The sequence below is a fragment of the Pseudoalteromonas sp. SaAl2 genome, assembly GCF_052947895.1.
On sequence record NZ_CM129605.1, the window covers coordinates 2,640,518 to 2,662,760 of the forward strand.

Below are 22,243 nucleotides of genomic sequence, written 5' to 3' on the forward strand. Positions count from 1 at the left end.
CTCTCTTATAGTTAATTGTGTGTGGTTTAATTTCTACACTAGCAAGATTTGTTTAAATATCACTCTAAATATTTAGTCTAATATACTTAACTGAAGATGCTGGTGTGGCTCATTTTTTACACCAATGCCTATACCTAAAAGCCTGACAGGTTGTTGGTTGCCACGCTGATAAGCTTTGCTCAACAGCTCAGTAAAAATTGCTGTGTCAATTTGATGATAGGACTGATCTGCAGATGTCACCACAAAATTAGCAAATTTAACTTTCACACTGAGCTTATTAATACAATGCTCTAACCGTTGTTTTTTTAATCGGCGGGTTAACTCTTCGAGTAACAAAGGAAGTTGCTCTAAGCATGCTTGTAAGCTGGTTTTATTATACTCATAAGTATGTTCAACACTGAGAGACTTGCGTACTCGCTCTGTTGATACTTGACCAATATGCAGACCAGCACATTTTTGATAAAGCGACACACCAAAATTACCTACATGCTGCTGCATCCAATTAACGCCTTTAGTGCACACATCGGCCCCGGTGTATAAGCCTTTCAAATTAAGCTTTTCGAGGGTGACTTTTCCGACACCTGGAATTTTCCCTAGCGGCAATTGCGCCAAAAAGTCATCGACCTGCTCAGGTAGCACCACGAATTGGCCATTGGGTTTGTTTTCATCACTGGCAATTTTGGCAATAAATTTGATCGGTGCAACGCCTGCTGACGCAGTTAGTCCGGTAGCATTATAAATATCAGCTCTGATCTGCTCAGCCATTAATGTAGCACTGCCTTTGCAAATAGTACTATCGGTTACATCAAGGTAGGCTTCATCTAAAGAAAGGGGTTCTATCAAATCGGTATAACGTTTAAAAATAGTGCGAATTTGCTGGGAAATATCTTTATAAACCTGCATCCGCCCAGGTACAATGACTAAATCTGGACACAGTTGTTTAGCATGGTAGTTAGACATTGCAGAGCGCACACCGTATTGTCTAGCAATATAATTAGCGGTAGATAACACCCCTCTACGGCTATTGCCACCAATCGCGAGCGGCACATTCGCAAGGGCAGGATTATCACGCATCTCTACTGCTGCATAAAAGCAATCCATGTCGATATGAATAAACTTTTTCATTCCCAAACCAAACAACTGTATATATGAACAGCTATTATTAATTATGTTTGAGTGATTAGCAAGCTAGGATGTTTGTGATTGTGAGCGCTCTGATTTTTTACGGCTAACTAATTTGTGACCAAATAGCCAAAATGCCCCTTCAAAAACAAAACCAAGAATAACTAACGCTATTGCTCCCGAGGCATTTCCCATTGCGTAGCAAGTAATCGCTAAGCATATCAGTGCGAGTAGGGCTAGCCATTTGGTGATTTTTGCTGCAACCGGATTCATAATTTGCTCCTTTAAATCATTAAAATACCAAACCAAAGCTGTCATTTACGTAAACTGGAACCTAAAAATATAGCATGATTTTGTAATTATTCTAATTTTCTTGAGCTCATAGCTGCATATTGCTAACCTGAGCACTCTTTATATTAACCGAGCTTTATTATGCAATCGTTTATAGAACAACACCCTATTCACACAAAAATAAACGTCGCTTGGGGTGAGATGGACGCCCTGCAACACGTAAATAACGTGGTGTACTTTCGTTACTTTGAAACAGCTCGCATTGACTTTTTTAATCAAATAAATTTACTCGAAGATTTACAAACAACAGGCATCGGTCCGGTGATCAGTGAAAACAACGCTCGTTATAAACGCCCTGTCACCTTTCCTGACACTGTATTGGTAGGGGTCACCATTAGTGATATTCAAGCTGACCGCTTTATGATGCACTACAATGTTTTTAGTCAGCAACAAAATGCATTAACAACGATAGGTTCATCACAAGTTGTGATGTTTAATTTCAAAACAGGTAAAAAAGCGAATTTAAACGAACCGCTTTTAGCTGCTCTCAAAACCTATGCAAAAGATTAAAAGGAATAACCATGTTATATAGCCCGTTAGGCAAAAGTGGTGTCGAGGTTTCTCGCATCTGTTTAGGAAGCATGACTTGGGGCTTGCAAAATACGCAAGCTGATGCCGACGAACAAATTGCCTATGCCTTAGCAAACGGTGTTAACTTTATTGATACTGCTGAAATGTACGCAGTACCGCCTACAGCTGATACCTACGGCAAAACAGAAGCTATTATTGGTGATTGGCTATCACGAAATAAACATCAGCGTGATGACATCGTCCTAGCCACTAAAATTGCTGGCAACGGCCTTCCTTGGGTAAGAAACGGTGAGGATATAACTCGCCAAGCAGTCATTGATGCAGTCGAGAGCTCACTAAAGCGTTTACAAACTGATGTTATCGATTTATACCAATTACATTGGCCCAATCGCACCACTCCCCATTTTGGTAAGCATTTCCCTGGAACGGTGCGTTTTAGTGACGCAGATACAGAGCAACATACCGCCAGCATGCTCGATATTCTTGAGGGCTTAAACGATTGTGTTAAAGCCGGAAAAATCAAACACTGTGGCTTATCTGACGATACACCTTGGGGCATTAGCCAATTCTTACGATTAAGTGAAGAACATAATTTACCGCGCATGGTGTCGATTCAAAACGAATTTAGCCTTATTCATGGTAAAGACTGGCCATACCTTATAGAACAATGTATTCATGAGGAGATTGCATACCTGCCTTGGTCACCTCTTGCTGGGGGTATGTTAAGTGGTAAATACCAAAACGGTGCTCGCCCTGAAGGCAGCCGCTGGACTTTAACTCAACGTAATGGCTTATTTCGTAATACACCCGCATCAATGCAAGCTATTAGCCAATATATGGAAATAGCCAACCAATTGAGGATCACGCCAGCGCAACTCGCTTTAGCATGGTGTAATCAAGTGGATGGTGTTTCATCAACAATTATTGGCGCCACCAATATGGCGCAATTAAAAGAAAATATAGACGCGTTTAATATTCAATTAAGCGAGCAAGCACTGAATGATATAGCTCAGGTGTATCAGCAGTTTCCAGTGCCTTTTTAAACCTAACTTAATAAATGCCCTCGTAGAAGGGCATTATTTTTACAAGAAAATATACGAAAGTTCTCTATACTTTAACTATGTCTTCTCAGGGATATTTCGATAGACGAATGATTAAGTTTCCGAATATTATTAAAATAATACTCAGCTCTACTATCTCTTTAGCTTCTTTTGCATGCTCAGCACAGAATGTTGATGAAATTACCTGGCTATATAGTGACACGGCTCCTTTTCACTTAGCTAAGCACGAGCAATCTCCAAATGGAGGACTATGCGATTATTTAACCGAGCAATTAATAAAAGAATTACCACAGATTAAGCACACTCGCTTACAATTACCTAACCAACGCATCACAAAATATCTAACTGAAGGTCACGCAGCATGTCACCCATGCATGATCTACAGAGAAAAAAGTACACTTAGAGCAATATATTCAATTCCAACAACTGTTTATTCTCCGTTTAGTATTATTACAACAGAAGCCAACGCTAAGACTATTAGTCAACAACACGGCCTCCCAGTTAGGTTAATTAACTTACTTACGGATAGTAATTTATTTTTTGGTCAAACGGCTGCTCGCCAGTTTACAAATGAGATAAATACCATTGCCAAAAATACTCGAGCAAAAGAAAAAGCATCTCTAAGCTGGGGAAGTGAAAATGAAAGTTATGCTGTGATCTCTAGATTAAACCATGGCTATATCGACTATTCTATTGACTACCCTTTTGTGGCTGATTATTACAACCGTTTTACTAAGCAAAATAATGTTGTAGCCCTGCCAATTGAAGCACCTAAAAACACATTTGTACTCGGTGCTGTTGGCTGCTCTGCTACAGCACCTAATAACTTTGCAGAAAAAGCCCTGAAGATTATTAATGAAAAGCTCAAACAAAGCATCCTACCTTCAGAAAAATACCAAGAGAGTCAACGCAAATGGCTTAAAAACACATTTACAGACTTTGATGAATATTATCAGCAGCTAATATTACAGCCTATTGCGCAACCCAGCTCTGTTGTACAAGAAGCTGATCAGCCAAGTGGAGCTGGGCGTTAAACGTATCCCCAGCATGTATTTGGCCAACTCCTGCGGGTGTACCTGTCATGATAATATCGCCATCATTTAAGGTCATAAATTCACTTATCTGCGCTAAAATCACATCAGGTTTATAAAGCATAAAATCAACATTACCTTGCTGTTGTAACTTATTATTTAGTTGCAAAGAAACCTGTAGTTTTGCGATATCAGTTTGCTTTATAGCAACAAATTCACTAAATAATGCTGCACCATCAAATGCTTTTGCACGCTCCCAAGGGAGGCCGTTACTTTTCAGTTGCGCTTGTAAATCACGTTTTGTTAAATCTAAACCGACAGCAACTTCAGCTAGTTGCCCCCCCTGCACTTTAAAACATATTTCGGTCTCAAAATGCAGTTTTTCTGCGCAGTGCTGACTTAAAAGCACCTCACTAATGGCGCTACTGGGCTTTAAAAACACCACCATTTGCTGCGCAACTTGGTTACCTAACTCTTCAATATGTGCAACATAATTACGCCCAACACAAACAATTTTTGAAGGAGGTGTATTTGTTTTAGTTTGCTCATCTGGCATGATTCATTACCCTATAAAACATATGGTTCAATTGAAGTTCCAGCATAGCAAATGTGCTTAAGTACCGGCTAGATTTTATCTTCTATTTTTGGATTTGAATGTTCAAACCACTGCTACTATTAACTTACATAAGAAGAAGTTAACAACATGACTCTGCCTTTAAATCGATTTTTTTGCCACGTATTTACTACAATACAAAGCATTTAATTAAATTATGCAGATAAATAACTCTCATAAATACAGATAGATAACCTTTAATACCTAATTTAAAAACTTATTTTAATTGACGTGAGTTTTACTTTCTACTAACTTATTGTAAGCGCTTACATTAACAAAAGTCGGGTTCGGCGATTTTTTTTAACATTCATGTAAGCGCTTACAAGACAACGATCATAAAAGATAAAACAAATCTGGAGATTTGCATGAACCACACATTTTTTAAGAAAAATCAGCTTGCCGTTAGCCTATCAATGGCTATGGGTTTAAGTGCATTGGCATCTCATAACGCTGTCGCCGAAGAAGAGCCCGCAACTGCAAATGATATGGAAGTTATTCAAGTTTCAGGCATTCGCGGTAGTCTAGTTAAGTCTATGGACATAAAACGCCAATCGGCAGGTGTTGTTGACGCAATTACATCTGAAGACATTGGTAAATTCCCTGATACTAACCTTGCTGAGTCGCTGCAACGGATCACTGGTGTATCAATCGACCGTAGTAACGGCGAAGGGAGTAAAATTACTGTACGTGGCTTTGGTCCTGAGTTTAACTTAGTCACACTCAATGATCGTCAAATGCCTACAACTGGTGGCCGTTCGTTTGATTTTGGTGATATCGCAACAGAAAGTGTAAGCGGTGTCGAAGTTTATAAAACGGCTCGCGCAGATGCATCTAGTGGCGGTATTGGCGCAACAGTTAACATCACAACAGCTAAGCCTCTTTCAAATCCGGGGATGCACGCATCAATCGGTGCTAAAGCCGTAATGGATACTTCAAACGAAACCGGCAGTGATGTAACGCCTGAGCTTTCAGGTATTTATAGCAACACATTTAATGATGATAAATTTGGTATCTTAATTTCAGGCTCTGTACAAGAGCGCGACAATCGTGAGCAATCAATGGCGGTTGATAACTGGATCCCTGATGTCGATTTATCTACTTCACCAAACCTTGCCCTAACTGATAACAATCAACGTGCTGATGGTTCAACTTGGTATCCGCAAAACGCAGGGTATGCATTTTCAGACAATAGCCGTAAACGTACAAACGGCCAATTAGTTCTGCAATATGCGCCAACAGATAACATTACCGCAACGGTTGATTACACCTATTCGAAGCTTGAGTTTGAAAAAAGACGGTCGTAGCTTTGGCTTATGGTTTAACAATGGCGGTAACGTAAATGCTGCTACCATCAATGAAAACGGCACCTATACACAAGTAACTGAAGTGGGTGGCGACTACTCTACCAACTTAAACCAAGGCCAAACTGAAAACGAAAACAAATCTCTTGGTTTTAATATTGATTGGCAAGTAACGGATACCCTAAACATTGAGTTTGATGCTCATAGTTCATCAGCAACAAGTGCAGGTGTTGGTATTGGCCAAGATGCATTTATGATCATTGGTAACACCTCATGTGATTGGTGTGATAACCCGACCGTTAATATCGATGAAAAAATGGCAGACTTTAGCCAAGGTGAAATCCCACTGATTGATATGACTTTAACAAACGGCCAAGCTGAAATTTTACCAAGTGATATGGGTAGCTTATTTGCCGGTGTAAATAAAGACGAAAATACTAATGACCTTGACCAGTTTCAGTTAAAAGGTACTTGGTTTAATGAAGACAGTGGCGCTTTAGCAAGTATTAACTTTGGTGTATCTCATACTAAAATTGATTTTCGTACTACGACTTCCTATTCAGGGCAATTGGCAGCAGGTTGGTGGACTAAATCTGCTGATTGGTATGACGACAGCTTATTCTCTCGTGTAGATAGCTCAGGCCTTCTGGATGGATTTTCAGGGGGTGGTAGCGACAAGTTATTAAACTACTATTACGATGCTGATTTTGACCAAATCGTTGCCATTGCAGAAAGTATTGACTGCGATCATCCAGATGCTGGCTTAGGTGCATGTACGTGGCCTGCTGATGTGAATGGTCAAGTACAATCAGGTCCAATTGATGATGATCACCGTGTAAGTGAAAAGACCTTAGCATTTTATATGCAAGCTAACTTTGAAACTGAATTCAATGGTATGCCAGTAAACATCACCACAGGTTTACGTTATGAGCAAACAGATGTGTCATCTAGCAGCCTTGAACGTCCAGCTATCAATATGGAATGGGTTAATGGTAACGAATGGTCGTATATTTATGCTGATGAGCGCTCTTTCTCAACAGGTGAAGGCACAACTAAAGAATTTTTACCAAGCTTTGATATGAACGTTGAAGTGGTTGAAGATGTACTTGCACGTTTCTCTTACAGCAGAAGTTTAGCGCGTCCTCCAGTTAGCGCACTTCGCTCAACCACATCGTTCTTAGGTAACCCTAAAGTGGGCCAACGTAAAGTGGCTGTAGGTAACCCTGCTTTAAAACCATATACAGCTGATAATATCGACTTATCACTAGAATACTATTACGGTGAAGGTAGCTACTTATCTGCTGGTTATTACCGTAAACAGGTTGAAAACTTCTTAGTGAATGTAACCACTGAAGAAACTATGGCCGATATTACAGATGCTTTTATTGGTGAGCGTGCTGAGCAAGCTCGTGCAGATTTAGCAGAAGCAGGTATCCAACCTACGGATCAAGCAATCCACGACCAAATAAATGCAAACCTAGGTAACGAGTCTGGCACACCTATTTTAGGTGACTCTACAGACCCGTTAGCGACTTTTTATGTATCACGTGATACCAATGTTGAAACAGCAAACTTATGGGGTTGGGAGCTTGCTTCACAACATATGTTTGGTGATTCAGGTTTTGGTATTGCAGCTAATGCAACATTTGTATTTGGTGATGTTGAAGCCGATCGCGACACTATTGGTTACCAATTTGCGTTACCAGGCTTAAGTGATTCAGCTAACTTTTCTGCAATTTATGACTTAGATGGCTTATCAGCGCGTCTTTCTTATAACTGGCGTGATGAGTTTTTAACTGGTTTTGACCAACATTCTGCCCCTATTTTCACTGAAGCCTACGGCCAGTGGGATGTGAATGTAAACTACGCAGTTAATGAGCAATTTACGGTATTTTTTGAAGGTTTAAATTTAACCGACGAAACACAGCGTACTTACGGTTCGTTACTCTGAGCAGTTACTCCGTGCTAATCAGTATGGCGCTCGATATAACATCGGTTTCCGTTACTCTTTCTAGCATTTTGTTGTCAAAAAGCCGCTTTATGCGGCTTTTTTTTGCTACGATATTCATAACTTAATCTTGGTAATTATTCATGGCGACTTCCACAGTAAATCACATTGTTATTATAGGTGGCGGCAGCGCAGGTTGGTTAAGCGCAGGCTTAATTGCAGCTCAACCCCACTTAACTCATAACGCTAAAGTCACCCTCATTGAGTCTCCTGACGTGCCAACGCTCGGTGTTGGTGAAGGAACTTGGCCAACCATGCGCCAAACCTTAAAGACTATTGGTATCAGCGAAACACAGTTTATTCGCCAATGTGATGCCTCGTTTAAACAAGGCTCACGTTTTGATGGCTGGAGCCATGATGAAAACGAGGGCCAAGCTAACGAGCATTACTACCACCCATTTAGTTTACCTGTTGCCTACCAAAACCTGAATATTGCGCCATATTGGTTTGCTCAACATGATGCAGTTAGCTTTAGCCATGCAGTGTCAAGCCAAACTTACCTATGCGATCATAACAAAGCACCGAAGAGCCATTTACACAGTGATTATCAAACCGTAGCTAATTACGGCTATCATTTAGATGCAGGGAAATTTGCACAACTATTGCAACAGCATTGCATTGATAAACTCAATGTTAATCATATTATCAGCCATGTTGATGACGTGATTAATGATGATGATAATTACATTAGTGCCGTGCAAACTCGTGATCATGGGCTAATAACTGGCGACTTATTTATTGATTGTTCAGGCCATCACGGTCGTTTAATCGATAAACATTACCAAATACCACTGCTCACTCAAGATCATATTTTGTTTAATGACCGTGCCGTTGCGGTACAGGTGCCTTATACAGACGATCAACAAGAGATAGTCTCTTATACTAAAGCTACGGCCCAAGATACCGGTTGGATTTGGGATATAGGTCTTCAAACTCGCCGTGGTGTTGGCATGGTTTATTCGAGCAAATTTGAATCAACCCAAGGCGCAAAAGATAAACTAAAAAGCTATTTAAAAACCACGCAAAGTGATTTAGATACCAGTGAATTAACGATACGTGAACTCAAGTTTACCCCAGGTTACCGTGAGCATTTTTGGCATAAAAACTGTCTTGCTATAGGTATGTCAGCAGGCTTTATAGAACCACTTGAAGCCTCTGCACTTGTAATGGTAGAGCTGAGTTTAAATAACTTATTAGCGAATTTTCCAACACATAAAAACGCCATGCCACAGCTTGCACAGCGCTTTGATCAACAAACACATTACCGCTGGCAGCGAATCATTGAGTTTTTAAAACTACATTATGTATTATCAAAGCGCACTAGTGAGTATTGGCAAGCTCACCGAGCTCCCAATGCAACGCCCAGAGCGCTGATTGACAACCTAACACTGTGGCAATACCAAAGCCCGTGGTTAAATGATTTTGACCGTGCACAAGAGGTGTTTTCCTCAGCGAGCTATCAATACGTTTTATATGGCATGAAACATTTACCGCAGTTTCCAGCAATGAAAATGCCTGCGGCTGTGATAGAACATTTTACCAACAGCCAGCAAGAGGCTAAGCAAGGATTGGCAAAGTTACCCACAAATCGCCAATTACTTAATCATATTCAAAAATTTGGCTTACAGCCGATTTAACATGTAGGAGGCCCTATGGCCAATCACGTTTTACTTGATAATATTAGCCACAAAGATTTAAAGGTGATCACTGAGCGCGGCGCTAAATGGGGTGACTCAATAAGTTGCTGCACCATTTTCCCCAACGAATTCACTAAAGTTCAAGCACAGCAACCGATTGTATTTCGTAAACACCCACACACAGGGCAGTTTGAGGCCCTAGCATTATTTGGTTTTGAAAATGGTGAGAACCTATTACTTGATGAGAAAAATAACTTAACTCTTAATTATTTACCATTAAGTATGCAACGCCAACCATTTCTTATTGGCCAGCAAACCCAATACAACCAAGGAGTGCCTGAGCAGTCATTAGTCGTGCACTTGGACTTAGACAGCCCGCGCGTTAATCAGCACCAAGGTGAAGCTATATTTTTGGAGCACGGCGGTAACAGTGACTATTTAAATCACATTGCCCAAGTACTTAATACACTGCATATTGAGAACCAAGCGCTGCCGGCCTTCTTTGAACAGCTTTTAGCGTTTAATTTAATCGAGGCATTTTCAATTGAGTATCAACAAAAAGAGGGTGAAAAAGTCACCGTAGGTGGTTTTTATACACTCAACCAACAAGTATTAAACTCACTTAGTAGTGAGCAGTTACAGACCCTTCAGCAAACTGGCTACCTTCAAGCCATTTACATGGCAATTGCCTCGCTTGAGCAAATTCCAGCTTTACTCAATAAGAAATGGGCCAAGCAGTAATGCAAAGTGCAGCAGACCTAATTACGCAGCAAGTCAGGCAATGTCACATAGATGATATTAAGGACTTGCCTGCTTTTTTAGCTGAGCAAACAACCCCTATCGTAATCAAAGGTGTATGCGCACACTGGCCGCTTGTAAAAAGCGCTAAGCACAGTGATGAGCAAGCCCTTGCGTACCTACAGAGTATTGCTAGTAGTTCACCTGTACGCGCATTTTCAGCACCATCAAGTGAGCAAGGACGTTACTTTTATAATACCGATATGACGGGCTTGAACTTTACTCAATATGCTAGCAATTTAGTACAGCTGTTAAACACGCTAAAACAATCGAAAAACCAGCAGCAGCCAGACTCCCATTATATGGGCTCAACAGCCTGTGATTATTGTGCGCCTGAATTTACTACGCAAAACCCACTCGAAGTCACCACACATAAGTGTTTAAAAAGCTTATGGGTAGGTAATCATAGCCGTATATCTGCACATTACGATAACGCTGACAACCTTGCCTGTGTAGCCGCGGGAAGCCGAGAGTTTATTTTATTTCCCCCAGCTCAAGTCGATAACTTATATATTGGCCCTTTAGAGTTTACTCCTGCCGGGCAAGCCGTCAGCTTAGTTGATTTTGCTGCGCCTGACTTTAAGCGTTTTCCACGTTTTAAAAACGCCCTGAATAACGCGCTAATAGCAAAGTTGCAACCTGGTGACGGGATATTCATTCCTGCGCTTTGGTGGCACCATGTAAGCGCACAAAGCCAATTTAATGTATTAGTTAATTACTGGTGGCGACAAGCCCCTGATTACTTAGCCAACCCGTTTGATGCCATGCTACATAGCATGCTGGCAATCAAAGATTTACCACAATCTCAACGAGATCATTGGCAACAGCTATTTGCACATTATGTGTTTAGTGAAGAAAGTGAGCTAGATACAGCAATAGCACCTGCTGCTAAAGGTATTTTAGGTGAGATTGATGAACATACTGCGCGTAAAGTTCGCCAATTATTAATACAAAAATTAAACCGGTAACAGTAATAAGTGAGAATTGAGTCAAAAGCCAGCAAGTGCATCGAGTTCGGCGATGTAGCTGCTGACTAAAGACTCAAAATTTATCGCTTAGTGTTCGTTATTTACGTTTACCTAAAATTTGCTTTGCGCTTGGTTGATAAGTAGCGCAGCCTTTACCTGTTTGTGGATTAACAGAGCATTGAAATACACGAACATAATCCACTAGCATTTGCTTTGCAAAGCCGCTGTCATCTACACCTTTGTCATTTACATTGGCAGGCCAGTTACCGCCAATTGCAAAGTTAATTAACAGATGAAAGCGTTTATCAAAGGGAGCAAAACCGGTATTTTCAACAAAAGTGCCATCATCTTGCTGAGTTGTTGAATACCACTGCTTGCTTTCAAATGTGGCAAAATGCACATCATCGACATACCAACGAATTTCATCCTCTTGCCATTCAATGGCGTAAGTATGAAATACATCAGCAGGGTTTTGATCCGCAGTAAATGTGTAAGGCAAGCCACTATAAACGTTTTCAGGCGCTGGGCCACCATAATGTAGCGTGCCGTGAACACGGCTTTCAAGTGTGCCAGCAGGTGCCGCTTTATCATCGGTCTGGGTTTTTAAGTTAACCGCTTCCATGATATCAATTTCACCTGATGACGCCCACGTGCCGTATTCCCAATCGGTTGGTAACATCCAAATTGCAGGCCAGGTTCCCTGCCCAGCAGGCAGTTTTGCACGAATTTCAAACCGTCCATAACGCCAATCACCTTGCCCTTTAGTGCGCAGACGTGCTGAAGTAAATGGCTGTGTGCCTTGCAGCTTAGCTTGCGCTTCAGTACTTACTTCATCAGCGTTATATAAAGGTCCGGTGTAATCTTCTTTTATCGCGACAATATGCAATAAACCGTCTTGCAGGTAACTATTTTGCTCGCGTGCTGTATAGCACTGCTGCTCATCGTTACCACCACCTCGACAGTTAACTTCGTACTGCCACTTATTTAAATCGACAGTGGCCGCATTAAATTCATCTTGCCAGACAAGCTGCCACCCACTACCAATACTGGCTTGAGTTGGCGGCTGTGAGGATTGGCAAGCGCTAAGCGCACCTGCCAAAATGATAAGTGATAGCGATTTTACTGACATGAAATAACATTCTCGTTAGCTTGCTTACTGGTAATACTAAGCTGAGCAATAGAAACCTGCCATTGTGCTGAAGTACTTAACTGCCAAGGTGAGAACACCTGCGATAAATTAACCCCTTGCTGGGTAAAACAAGCTAGATCAACATTCACCGTTTGCCATTGTTTGGTGCTTTTAAGTTGCGCTGCAATATCAAACTTGCCTTGGCAACCTTCACCGCATTGCATACCAAGCCAAAGTGGCGCATCAGCACTTTGCTCTACCTTAACTTGCATTTGTAGTTGGCCTGATTTTTCAACGTATGAGCGTAAATCAGAAGGAAATGCAGCCATCAAACCCACTGCTGCAGACTCTGCACCGCTAAATGCTATTGCACGAGCATCTTCTTGCACATCTTTATCAAAGGTTTTAACACTAACTGCACCAACAGATTCACGGCTACTTGCCATGTTTTTTTCTGCTCACCACTTTGTAATACTAAGCTCCAAGGTGCTTTAACAGCACGCTCAAATAACACTAAGTCTTCGAGTTGCTCTGTTGCATTGCTTTGCTCAGCTAAATCATCTGCAAGGGTGTTTTTATCTGCATACGTTAAGCCAAAGCCATAAGGTAATAATGGCGCGTAGTTAGCATCGCCTCTATTTTCGTTATCAATTGGGTTATTAGGCCACGAAAATGATAACTTACCTTTAAAGTCATGGTTGACTGAACCATCGGCATCAGCAAATAATACATCACTTATTGCATCGCCTTCGCTGCCTGGTAACCAAGTCGCTACAAAGGCATCACTGGCATTGAGCTCTGCGTTTACCCACATAGGACGACCGCTGATAAATAGCGATACAACAGGAATACCGGCATCTTTAAACTTACGTAATAATGCTAAATCAGTTTTATTACCACGTTGATACTCAAGGTTATCTAAGTCCCCATTACCTTCAGCGTAAGGTTGTTCACCAAATACAACGATTGCAACGTCAGGACGTGTATCAAACTCACCGTTTAAGTCATACTGAACTTGCCCGCCCGCTTGCTTAACAGTGGATTCAATACCATCCAAAATCGACGTACCACCAGGGAAATCGCTATTTTCGTTACCAGTACCTTGCCATGTAATGCTCCACCCCCCCCGATTGCATACCAATGTTATCGGCACCTAAACCAGCGACCAATACATTTGCTTTAGGTGAAAGAGGTAACAATTGTGCTTTATTTTTAAGTAATACTAATGACTCACGTACAGCCTGCTTGGCAATTTCGCGATGTTCAGCACTGCCTATTACCTCTGTTTTTCCTGATAATGGGCGTTGTGCTGGGCTTGGCTTATCAAATAACCCTGCGCGCATTTTCACTCGTAGAATACGTGTTACCGCATCATCAATGCGTGACTGCGCAATCGCACCGCTCTTAACCTGGGTTATTAAGTTTTCATATAATGGCTTCCACGCATCAGTGGGCACCATGTATACGTCAAGGCCTGCATTTGCAGCTTGTGCACAATTACCATTTGTACAGCCCGGGATTTGTCCGTGGCCGTTCCAATCACCAACAACAAAGCCATCAAATCCCATTTTGCCTTTTAACACGTCAGTAAGAAGATACTTACTGCCATGTATTTTCTCGCCATTCCAGCTGTTAAACGACGCCATCACAGTTTGCGCACCAGCACCCAAGCCACCAACGTAACCTTGAGCGTGAATGTTAAACAAATCAGCTTCACTATCAATATTATTACCTTGGTCGTCACCACCTTGTGTGCCGCCATCACCTAAGAAGTGTTTTACTGTGCTGATCACACGCTTATCAGATAAGAAGTCTTGATCCACAGCGCCCTGTAAGCCTTTTACTATGGCAGCAGAATACTCTTTTACTATTGCAGGGTCTTCTGAGTAACCTTCGTAAGTGCGACCCCAACGGTCATCACGCACAACAGCAACGGTAGGTGCGAATACCCAATCAATCCCCGTCACCATAACTTCTTGTGCTGTAGCAGCTGCAATTTTTTCAATTAAGGCAGGATTATTGGTCGCACCTAGACCGATATTATGCGGGAATAAGGTTGCGCCAATAACGTTATTATGACCATGTACGGCATCTGTGCCCCACATAGTCGGAATACGGCTACCATCAAGTGAATCATCGATTGATGCTTGGTACATTTTTTCAGCTAGATCTATCCAATCAGCAGCGGTTGCATGCTTATTATCATTAGGGAAAGCACCACCACCATTTAGGTAAGAGCCAAATCCGTATTTACGCATATCTTCTACTGTAATATCGCGTATTTCTGGCTGTATCATTTGCGCTATTTTTTGCTCAAGTGTCATGCTTGATAACAGCTCTGCTATTTTAGCTTCCATTGCAGCATCATCTTGAATACCTGTGGTGATCATTGGCCAAATTTCTTGCTCAACCGCATCTTTAGTTTGCACCTGATCAGATCCAGTACAGCCGTTCATCGCTATTGTCGCAATCATCAGCGCCGAAAGTGTGAATGGTTTTTTTAATGTCATGTTTTGCACCTAATTATGAATGACGAGTTGAAGATACTTTTGAGCCAAAAAGCGCAAAGTAAGTGATATAAATATAACAACCTATTGGTAATAACAGCGCTAACTGCACGCCAATGCTATCGGCTAGCACGCCCTGTAATAGTGGTATGATTGCACCACCAACAATGGCTAAACATAAAATGCCTGAACCCTGCGAGGTGTATTTACCTAACCCCTGTAATGCTAGGCTAAAAATAGTTGGGAACATAATTGAATTACATAAACCCACTAACAAAATAGCCCACATGGCAAGCGGTTCCTTGCCCTGTCATAGCAACTAAAATAAGCACCACAGCTAAAACAGCATGGCAAGCAAGTACAATATGTGCATTTACTTTTTGCATGATAACCGCACCAGCAAAGCGCCCTATCATTGCGCCAGCAAAATAATAACTAATATAATGAGCTGCTTGTTGCTCGCTTAACGCAGCAATGTGATCGAGAGTTAAAAAGCCCACCAAAAAGCTACCAATTGCTACCTCAGCGCCAACATACACAAAAATACCTAGGGCACCAAAAATGAGGTGGCGATATTGCCAAACGCTACCTAAATCAACGAAGTTTTCATCGGCTTGAGTATTCTCATTAGAATCCGCTTTACCAAGCTTTGGTAGCTTTAAAAATGCAAATATAACAGCTAAAATCAATAAACTGGCGGATAAAATTAAGTAAGGCATTTTTACTTGTTCAGCCGTTGCTTGGCTTACTTCACTAAGAATTAACCAGCCACCAAATATAGGCGCTACAGTGGTGCCTAACGAGTTGAATGCTTGGGTCATTGTTAAACGTGATGATGCTGTTTTGGCTGAGCCCAACACACTCACATAAGGGTTTGCAGAGACTTGTAAAATAGTTATACCGCTAGCTAAAACAAATAATGCAAATAAGAACAGCTCGTATACATGAGCATCTGCCGCAGGGTAAAAAAGTGCGCAACCAATGGCCGCAACGACTAAGCCCACAACAATGCCATACTGATAGCCAATTTTACTTACCAGCTTACCCGCCGGAATAGACATGATGAAATAAGCACCAAAAAAGCAAAATTGCACTAACATGGCTTGGGTATAATTGAGCGAGAACATTCCTTTTAAATAAGGAATTAAAATATCATTTAAACAGGTTATAAAGCCCCACATAAAAAACAATGTGGTCAGTGACGCTAAAGCAAATGTTTGCTTAGGCATCTCCTGTACTTGGCTGTGGTGATTTGTTGTCAAAGGCGCTTGTGCCATAATATATCTCTAATTAATTATTAATTATCAGTTCATTACACCTATTAGGGTACTTTAAGTATAATTTTTAAAAGCAAATAATAGTTGCAACATAAAATGTAAGCGCTTACATTTATATCATATAAATCGAATTTAGCAATTTATTTACAATAATATTGTAAGCGCTTACATAAACCAGCTATGTTGTATTCAACCTTATACAAATTGCTATTATAAGTTACAGGACACCCAATCGTGTTTAAAACAATTTCTTTACCCAGCCATTCACTAATGCTAAAACCGTCATTTACATTTGGAGTGGCTACAGCGTCTTTTCAAATAGAGGGGGCTCGCGACTCACGCCTTGCGTGTATTTGGGATACATTTTGTAAGCAACCAAATGCAATTGCTGATCAAAGCAACGGAGATACCGCATGTGATCACATCAATTTGTGGCAACAAGATGTAAAGATGATTGCTGATTTAGCCGTTGATGCCTACCGACTGTCTATTTCGTGGCCGCGTGCACTTAACCAAGATGGTACTGTTAATCAACAAGGTATGAGCTTTTACCGCGATTTACTAACAGCCTTAAAAGCACGAAACATTAAAACCTACGTCACTTTGTATCACTGGGATTTACCTCAGTATTTAGAAGATAAAGGTGGCTGGGTAAACCGTGATACCGCTTATGCGTTTGCTGCATACGCAGATATAGTCAGTAAAGAACTAGCTGGACTTGTTGATTCCTACGCCACGCTAAACGAGCCGTTTTGCAGTGCCTACTTAGGATATGAAATTGGCGTACACGCGCCAGGTCTCAAAAGCCAAAAAGCAGGCCGTCAAGCTGCACATCATTTATTGCTAGGACATGGCCTTGCCATGCAAGTATTACGTAAAAACTGCCCTGATACTGAAGCGGGTATTGTACTTAACTTTAGTCCAACCTACCCACTCACAGCGGATGACAAGTTAGCCGCATTTCAGGCTGATCAATATCATAATCAATGGTATATAAAAGCGATTATAGATGGCCAATATCCATCGCTACTGAATGAGTTACCAGAGCACGTACAACCTGATATTCAACCGCAAGATATGGCAATAATAAGCCAACCTATTGATTATTTAGGGGTCAATTATTACACCCGCATCCATTATAAATGTACTGCTGATAATTGGTTTGAAGAAGCCAACCTAACTAATGTGCCGATTACAGATATGGGTTGGGAAGTATATCCACAAGGCTTAACTGAGCTACTGGTATCATTAAATGAGCTTTATACATTACCGAAAATTTATATTACGGAAAACGGTGCTGCAATGGCTGACAGTGTTCATGACAATCAAGTGCTCGATTATGATCGTGTAAGCTATTATCATACCCACTTAAATGCTGTTAACGATGCCATAAACCAAGGCGTGAACGTACAAGGGTATTTTGCCTGGAGTTTAATGGATAATTTTGAATGGGCCTACGGCTATGAAAAGCGTTTTGGCCTCGTTTATATTAATTACCAAACTCAGCAACGTATACTTAAAGAAAGCGCTAAGCAATATTGTGCACTATTAAAACAACGCTAATAATGAGTACCTACCATGCTAACTAAAAAAGAAAAAAATAGCCTACGGTTTAGGTGACACTGCAAGCAACATTATCTTTCAAACGGTAATGCTATTTTTAACTTTTTTCTACACTGATATTTTTGGTATATCACCGGCGGTGGTAGGCACATTATTTTTAGTGGTACGAATTGTTGACGCTGTCACAGATCCACTAATGGGCTCGCTTACTGATTCAACCCGTACTCGTTATGGCAGTTATCGCCCGTATTTACTGTGGCTAGCGGTGCCATTTGGGGTGATCAGTATTATCACCTTTACCACACCAGAATTATCGCCAACGGGGAAAGTGATTTATGCGTTTATTACTTACACCCTGTTAATGCTAGTTTATACCGCAATCAATATTCCCTACTCCGCTCTAGGCGGCGTACTGAGTAAAGATCCAAATGAGCGAGTATCTATTCAATCCTATCGCTTTGTATTTGGCATGCTTGGCGGCCTAATCGTCAGTAGCTGTACATTGCCACTTGTGGATTGGCTCGGTAAAGGCGATAACGCATTAGGCTACCAGCTAACCATGGTGCTGATGAGCTGCCTCGGTGTTGCATTATTTCTTATTTGTTTTAAGTTCACTAAAGAGCGCGTGAGTGCAGCACAAAATAGTCAATTAAAGCTTAAACAACAGATGGCTGTACTTTGGCGGAACGGCCCATTTAGAGTGCTTTGTGGTGCATCATTGATGCTACTAACCAGTATGGTACTACGTACAACTCTAGCTATTTACTACGTTAAATACGTACTTGGTGAAGCAGATTTAGTCACACAATTTGTAACTTTAGGCATGCTTGGAAATATTTTAGGTTGTGCGTGCGCCCAACCTCTTAGTAAATATGTTGATAAAAAAACGGCTTATATTTACCTACAATACATCTCCGCTGCCATTAGCTGTATCGCATTTTGGCTCCCAGGTGAAAATCTGTTCCTTGCGTTTTTAGTGTACTTTTTATGGTGTTTCTTTACTCAAATGGCAACGCCATTATTATGGGCAAAAATGGCCGATACGATTGAGTTTGGGCAATGGCAAGACGGCCAACGCTTAACCGGCTTGGTCTACGCTAGCGTAGTATTTTTTATTAAACTTGGCCTAGCTCTTGGTGGCGCAAGTGCTGGGTGGTTACTAGCCTATTATGGTTATCAAGCAGATACTGAGCTTTCACAAGCAACTAAACATGGCATATTAACCTCATTCACTTTATACCCCGCTATCGGCAGCGTACTTGTCGCCGTGATCATGAAAAGGTATATTCTGGATAATAAAACCGTAGCGCAAATAAATACTGATTTAACAGCACGAAATAAAGCATCGTCTGATACGAAAAAGGATTAACATGGCCACCATTTATGAGGTGTCAAAGCTTGCGGGAGTATCGCTGGCAACTGTCTCAAGAGTTATGAATAACAATGCTAATGTCACTGATGTAACTCGAAAAAAAGTCATGTCTGCGATGGCGGAGCTTGGCTACCGACCAAATTCAATTGCGCAATCACTTGCATCAAACTGTTCGAACAGTGTTGGCTTATTGGTGTCGGAACTATCTGGGCCATTCTACGGGCCTATGATGGGCGGTATTGAGACTGTTTTTCGCGCTCAGGGTAAACACGTTATTATCGCTGCGGGTCACAGTGATCAAGAGCAAGAAGAGCAAGCTATTGAGTTTTTAATTAGCCGTAATTGTGATGGTTTAATACTTCATGTTGAAGCTGTGACAGATGAGTACTTAATTGAACTGAGCAAAGGAAAAACCCCGTTTGTCATACTAAATCGATATATTAATGAGCTGGCTGATCGGTGTATTATTTTAGATAACGTACATGGTGGTTATTTAGCAACTAAATATGTATTAGAACAAGGCCACAAAGAACTAGCCTATATCAGCGGACCTCTGTGGAAAAAAGACGCCCAAGACCGTCTCGCAGGTCATAAACAAGCTTTACGTGAACATAACTTAGATTTTGATGAGCAATTATCGTACGAAGGTAACTTCATGGAAGACAGTGGAGCACATGGCTTCACGCACCTATATCGACGTGATCATAATTTCACTGCACTCGTTTGTGCAAATGATGAAATGGCGACCGGTGCAATGGCCAGTGCCAGAGAACATCATATCAATATGCCAAGTCAACTTTCTATTATCGGTTTTGATAACGTCTTTTTCACCCGCCACATTTCTCCTGCACTCTCTACCATTAATTACCCTATCGATGATATGGGCAAAATGGCAGCAAATTGGATATTAAGTAAAGTTTATAAAAAAACGACACCCAAATTACAAACACTCTTTGAACCTGAACTTGTAATTCGTCAGTCTATTATTAGGCATCAATAAGGCCTGATAATAAAGACAAATTAATTGGTTTTAACAGCACCTGCTCAATTTTTAGTTGCTCTATCTGTATTGGATCGGGCTCAACACCGCTGACAATCACTCGTTTTAGATGTGGATAGTGTTGTTTAACATATTTAGCGAGTTCAAGACCACTGCCATCGGGCAAGTGCATATCTAACAATATTTTATCGTAGTTTGCATCCGATTTAAGCATTATTGTGCATTGCTCAAAACTGTCTGCAATAGCGGTTTCTACCCCTAAACTTTCCAGTAAAAGTTGGGTAATTTGAGCTGCGTCAGCATCGTCTTCAACTAATAAATACCGCGTTATTGAGGTGGGTGTGTTCGGCTCTTTATCTACGCTATTAGATATTTTAGTAGCGATGGACTTATGGGTGCTTGTTAAATAGTTTTGTAAGCATTGATAAAGTAAACTAGCGTCGACGGGCTTACCTATTACGTCATTGAAACCCAAAGCTGTTAGTTCGCTATGGATCCCTTTCATCGTCGCTGCGGTGAGTGCAATAATAGCACCTGAGAAACCCATTTTTCTAAGCTCGATTGTGGCCTCTTTGCCGCCCATTACTGGCATATGGATATCTAAAAATACTATATCGTAGGGTTCGCCTCTTTGCTCTGCCTTTTTCACTTTATCAAGAGCTTGCTTACCATGCTCAGCATAATCCACTTTAGCGCCGGCTGATGAAAGCATATGCCCGACCAATACACGTAAATCTCGCAAATCATCAACTACTAATACACGGCCAGATACTTTACAAGGCGCGGTTTTTTGCTGCATATTAGGCGTTAAATCGAGTTTTAACACGTGTCGTTCAACATTTTCAATATTACCGGGGTAAAGAGAAATAGTGAACTCAGAGCCTTCTCCTATTTCAGACTCTAAAGATATACCACCTTGCATTCGGCTTAATAATTCAGAGCAAATAGCCAGCCCAAGCCCTGCTCCACCAACAGAGCGAGATTCAACATCAGCAATTTGTTCAAATGGTTTAAAAATTAATGCCTGTTTCTCTGGTGCAATACCTAAACCTGAATCTTTAATACTAAAAAAGAGCATTTCTCTGTTATCAACAACCATAGTCCATGCTCGAACGATGATCTCTCCTTGCTCGGTAAACTTAATCGCGTTATTGATAATATTGATAAGTATTTGACGAAAGCGTGTAGCATCAATGCTAACAATCAATGGTAAAGGGTGTAATGATTCAAATCGTAGTGATAAGCCCTTATCAAGCGCTGAGACCCGCATTAATGTAAACACATCTGCCATTAAGCTATCTAAGTTTACATCTGTACAGGTTAATTCAAGTTTGTCAGCAGCTATTTTTGATAAATCGAGCACATCATTTAACAAACTGAGTAAGTGTTTTCCGTTACGATAAATAACACCGAGCTCATTACCAGCGCTATCATTAACTTCACTTTGCATGAGTAATTCAGTATACCCTAAAATGGAGGACAACGGCGTACGTAACTCATGACTTAAATGCGCTAAAAAGCGATCTTTAGAGCGATTTTCAGCCTCAGCTTTAAGCCTTTCTATACGCTCATCTTCAACATCTCGTCGTGCTAATGCATAACGAATTGAACGGGCAAAACGACTGCTGCTCATTTCATTTTTAACAAGGTAATCTACAGCTCCGGCATCAAGAGCCGCTGAATCCAGCTCCTCATCAGATTGCCCTGTAAGCATTATTATTGGCCCGTTAAAGCCATTTTCAACAGCTTGCTTTAATACCGCTAGGCCATCAGATGCACCTAAACGGTAGTCAAGCAGGCAGATATCATGCTGATTTTTACTCAGCACACTAACCGCCTGCTTCGGTTCGCTTATCCACTCTATGTCAAATGTATGAGAACTTAACTGCTCTAAATAGTCACAGGTCAGAATATAATCATCTTCATCATCTTCAACTAGTAACAGTTTAGTAGGCTTATCTAACATAGCGTCTC

At 41.1% G+C, this 22,243-nt stretch carries 16 protein-coding genes and 2 pseudogenes; 11 read left to right on the forward strand and 7 right to left on the reverse strand.

The window, feature by feature from the left end:
• Nucleotides 1-72 precede the first annotated feature (72 nt).
• Nucleotides 73-1,125 (reverse strand): DNA polymerase IV, encoded by a 1,053-nt coding sequence (gene dinB / locus ACU8V8_RS12505; protein WP_446887721.1) that lies wholly within the window; start codon nt 1,123-1,125, stop codon nt 73-75.
• Between the two features lie 63 nt (nt 1,126-1,188).
• On the reverse strand, nt 1,189-1,395 hold the full coding sequence (locus tag ACU8V8_RS12510) for a hypothetical protein (RefSeq protein ID WP_256828273.1): 207 nt from the start codon (nt 1,393-1,395) through the stop codon (nt 1,189-1,191).
• 159 nt (nt 1,396-1,554) lie between these two features.
• Here ACU8V8_RS12510 and ACU8V8_RS12515 point away from each other — a divergent pair, with 159 nt between their 5' ends.
• The 3 genes from ACU8V8_RS12515 (at nt 1,555) to ACU8V8_RS12525 (ending at nt 4,099) form a co-directional block, all read left to right on the forward strand.
• Entirely contained in the window at nt 1,555-1,983 is a 429-nt protein-coding gene (locus ACU8V8_RS12515; protein WP_446887722.1) for an acyl-CoA thioesterase, read from the forward strand.
• An 11-nt stretch (nt 1,984-1,994) separates the two neighbouring features.
• Nucleotides 1,995-3,047 carry an aldo/keto reductase gene (locus tag ACU8V8_RS12520; RefSeq protein WP_446887723.1) on the forward strand — a complete coding sequence of 351 codons (1,053 nt, stop codon included), beginning with the start codon at nt 1,995-1,997 and terminating at the stop codon, nt 3,045-3,047.
• A gap of 107 nt (nt 3,048-3,154) precedes the next feature.
• Nucleotides 3,155-4,099, forward strand: a complete 945-nt coding sequence (locus ACU8V8_RS12525; RefSeq protein WP_446887724.1) for an ABC transporter substrate-binding protein — start codon at nt 3,155-3,157, stop codon at nt 4,097-4,099.
• On the opposite strand, the gene ACU8V8_RS12530 is transcribed toward ACU8V8_RS12525, so the two are convergent.
• Entirely contained in the window at nt 4,038-4,652 is a 615-nt protein-coding gene (locus ACU8V8_RS12530; RefSeq protein ID WP_446887725.1) for a fumarylacetoacetate hydrolase family protein, read from the reverse strand. The two genes, ACU8V8_RS12525 and ACU8V8_RS12530, sit on opposite strands and share 62 nt — an antisense overlap.
• Nucleotides 4,653-5,074: 422 nt before the next feature.
• On the opposite strand from ACU8V8_RS12530, the gene ACU8V8_RS12535 reads away from it, so the two are divergent.
• From ACU8V8_RS12535 to ACU8V8_RS12555, 5 genes are all read left to right on the forward strand, one after another.
• A complete protein-coding gene (locus tag ACU8V8_RS12535; protein WP_446887726.1) occupies nt 5,075-6,013 on the forward strand; it encodes a TonB-dependent receptor plug domain-containing protein in 939 nt (312 codons plus the stop codon).
• On the forward strand, nt 5,937-7,961 hold the full coding sequence (locus tag ACU8V8_RS12540) for a TonB-dependent receptor (protein ID WP_446887727.1): 2,025 nt from the start codon (nt 5,937-5,939) through the stop codon (nt 7,959-7,961). The genes ACU8V8_RS12535 and ACU8V8_RS12540 overlap by 77 nt, the downstream gene beginning before the upstream one ends.
• A gap of 140 nt (nt 7,962-8,101) precedes the next feature.
• Nucleotides 8,102-9,655 (forward strand): tryptophan halogenase family protein, encoded by a 1,554-nt coding sequence (locus tag ACU8V8_RS12545; protein WP_446887728.1) that lies wholly within the window; start codon nt 8,102-8,104, stop codon nt 9,653-9,655.
• Between the two features lie 15 nt (nt 9,656-9,670).
• A complete protein-coding gene (locus tag ACU8V8_RS12550; protein WP_446887729.1) occupies nt 9,671-10,396 on the forward strand; it encodes a SapC family protein in 726 nt (241 codons plus the stop codon).
• Nucleotides 10,396-11,421, forward strand: a complete 1,026-nt coding sequence (locus ACU8V8_RS12555; protein WP_446887730.1) for a cupin-like domain-containing protein — start codon at nt 10,396-10,398, stop codon at nt 11,419-11,421. The genes ACU8V8_RS12550 and ACU8V8_RS12555 overlap by 1 nt, the downstream gene beginning before the upstream one ends.
• A gap of 97 nt (nt 11,422-11,518) precedes the next feature.
• On the opposite strand, the gene ACU8V8_RS12560 is transcribed toward ACU8V8_RS12555, so the two are convergent.
• From ACU8V8_RS12560 to ACU8V8_RS12570, 3 genes and pseudogenes are all read right to left on the reverse strand, one after another.
• A complete protein-coding gene (locus ACU8V8_RS12560) occupies nt 11,519-12,550 on the reverse strand; it encodes a glycoside hydrolase family 16 protein (RefSeq protein ID WP_446887731.1) in 1,032 nt (343 codons plus the stop codon).
• A pseudogene (locus ACU8V8_RS12565) lies at nt 12,541-15,060 on the reverse strand (glycoside hydrolase family 3 protein). Before ACU8V8_RS12565 ends, ACU8V8_RS12560 begins: the two are co-directional and overlap by 10 nt.
• A gap of 13 nt (nt 15,061-15,073) precedes the next feature.
• Nucleotides 15,074-16,334 (reverse strand): annotated as a pseudogene (locus tag ACU8V8_RS12570) (sugar MFS transporter).
• A gap of 270 nt (nt 16,335-16,604) precedes the next feature.
• On the opposite strand from ACU8V8_RS12570, the gene ACU8V8_RS12575 reads away from it, so the two are divergent.
• The 3 genes from ACU8V8_RS12575 to ACU8V8_RS12585 all read left to right on the forward strand — a co-directional run bounded on the left by ACU8V8_RS12575 (nt 16,605) and on the right by ACU8V8_RS12585 (nt 20,269).
• Entirely contained in the window at nt 16,605-17,897 is a 1,293-nt protein-coding gene (locus tag ACU8V8_RS12575) for a GH1 family beta-glucosidase (RefSeq protein WP_446889640.1), read from the forward strand.
• A gap of 88 nt (nt 17,898-17,985) precedes the next feature.
• Nucleotides 17,986-19,266, forward strand: a complete 1,281-nt coding sequence (locus tag ACU8V8_RS12580; RefSeq protein WP_446887732.1) for a glycoside-pentoside-hexuronide (GPH):cation symporter — start codon at nt 17,986-17,988, stop codon at nt 19,264-19,266.
• Between the two features lies 1 nt (nt 19,267).
• A complete protein-coding gene (locus tag ACU8V8_RS12585) occupies nt 19,268-20,269 on the forward strand; it encodes a LacI family DNA-binding transcriptional regulator (RefSeq protein WP_446887733.1) in 1,002 nt (333 codons plus the stop codon).
• Here ACU8V8_RS12585 and ACU8V8_RS12590 read toward each other — a convergent pair.
• Nucleotides 20,256-22,235 (reverse strand): response regulator, encoded by a 1,980-nt coding sequence (locus ACU8V8_RS12590; protein WP_446887734.1) that lies wholly within the window; start codon nt 22,233-22,235, stop codon nt 20,256-20,258. The two genes, ACU8V8_RS12585 and ACU8V8_RS12590, sit on opposite strands and share 14 nt — an antisense overlap.
• Nucleotides 22,236-22,243: the final 8 nt, after the last annotated feature.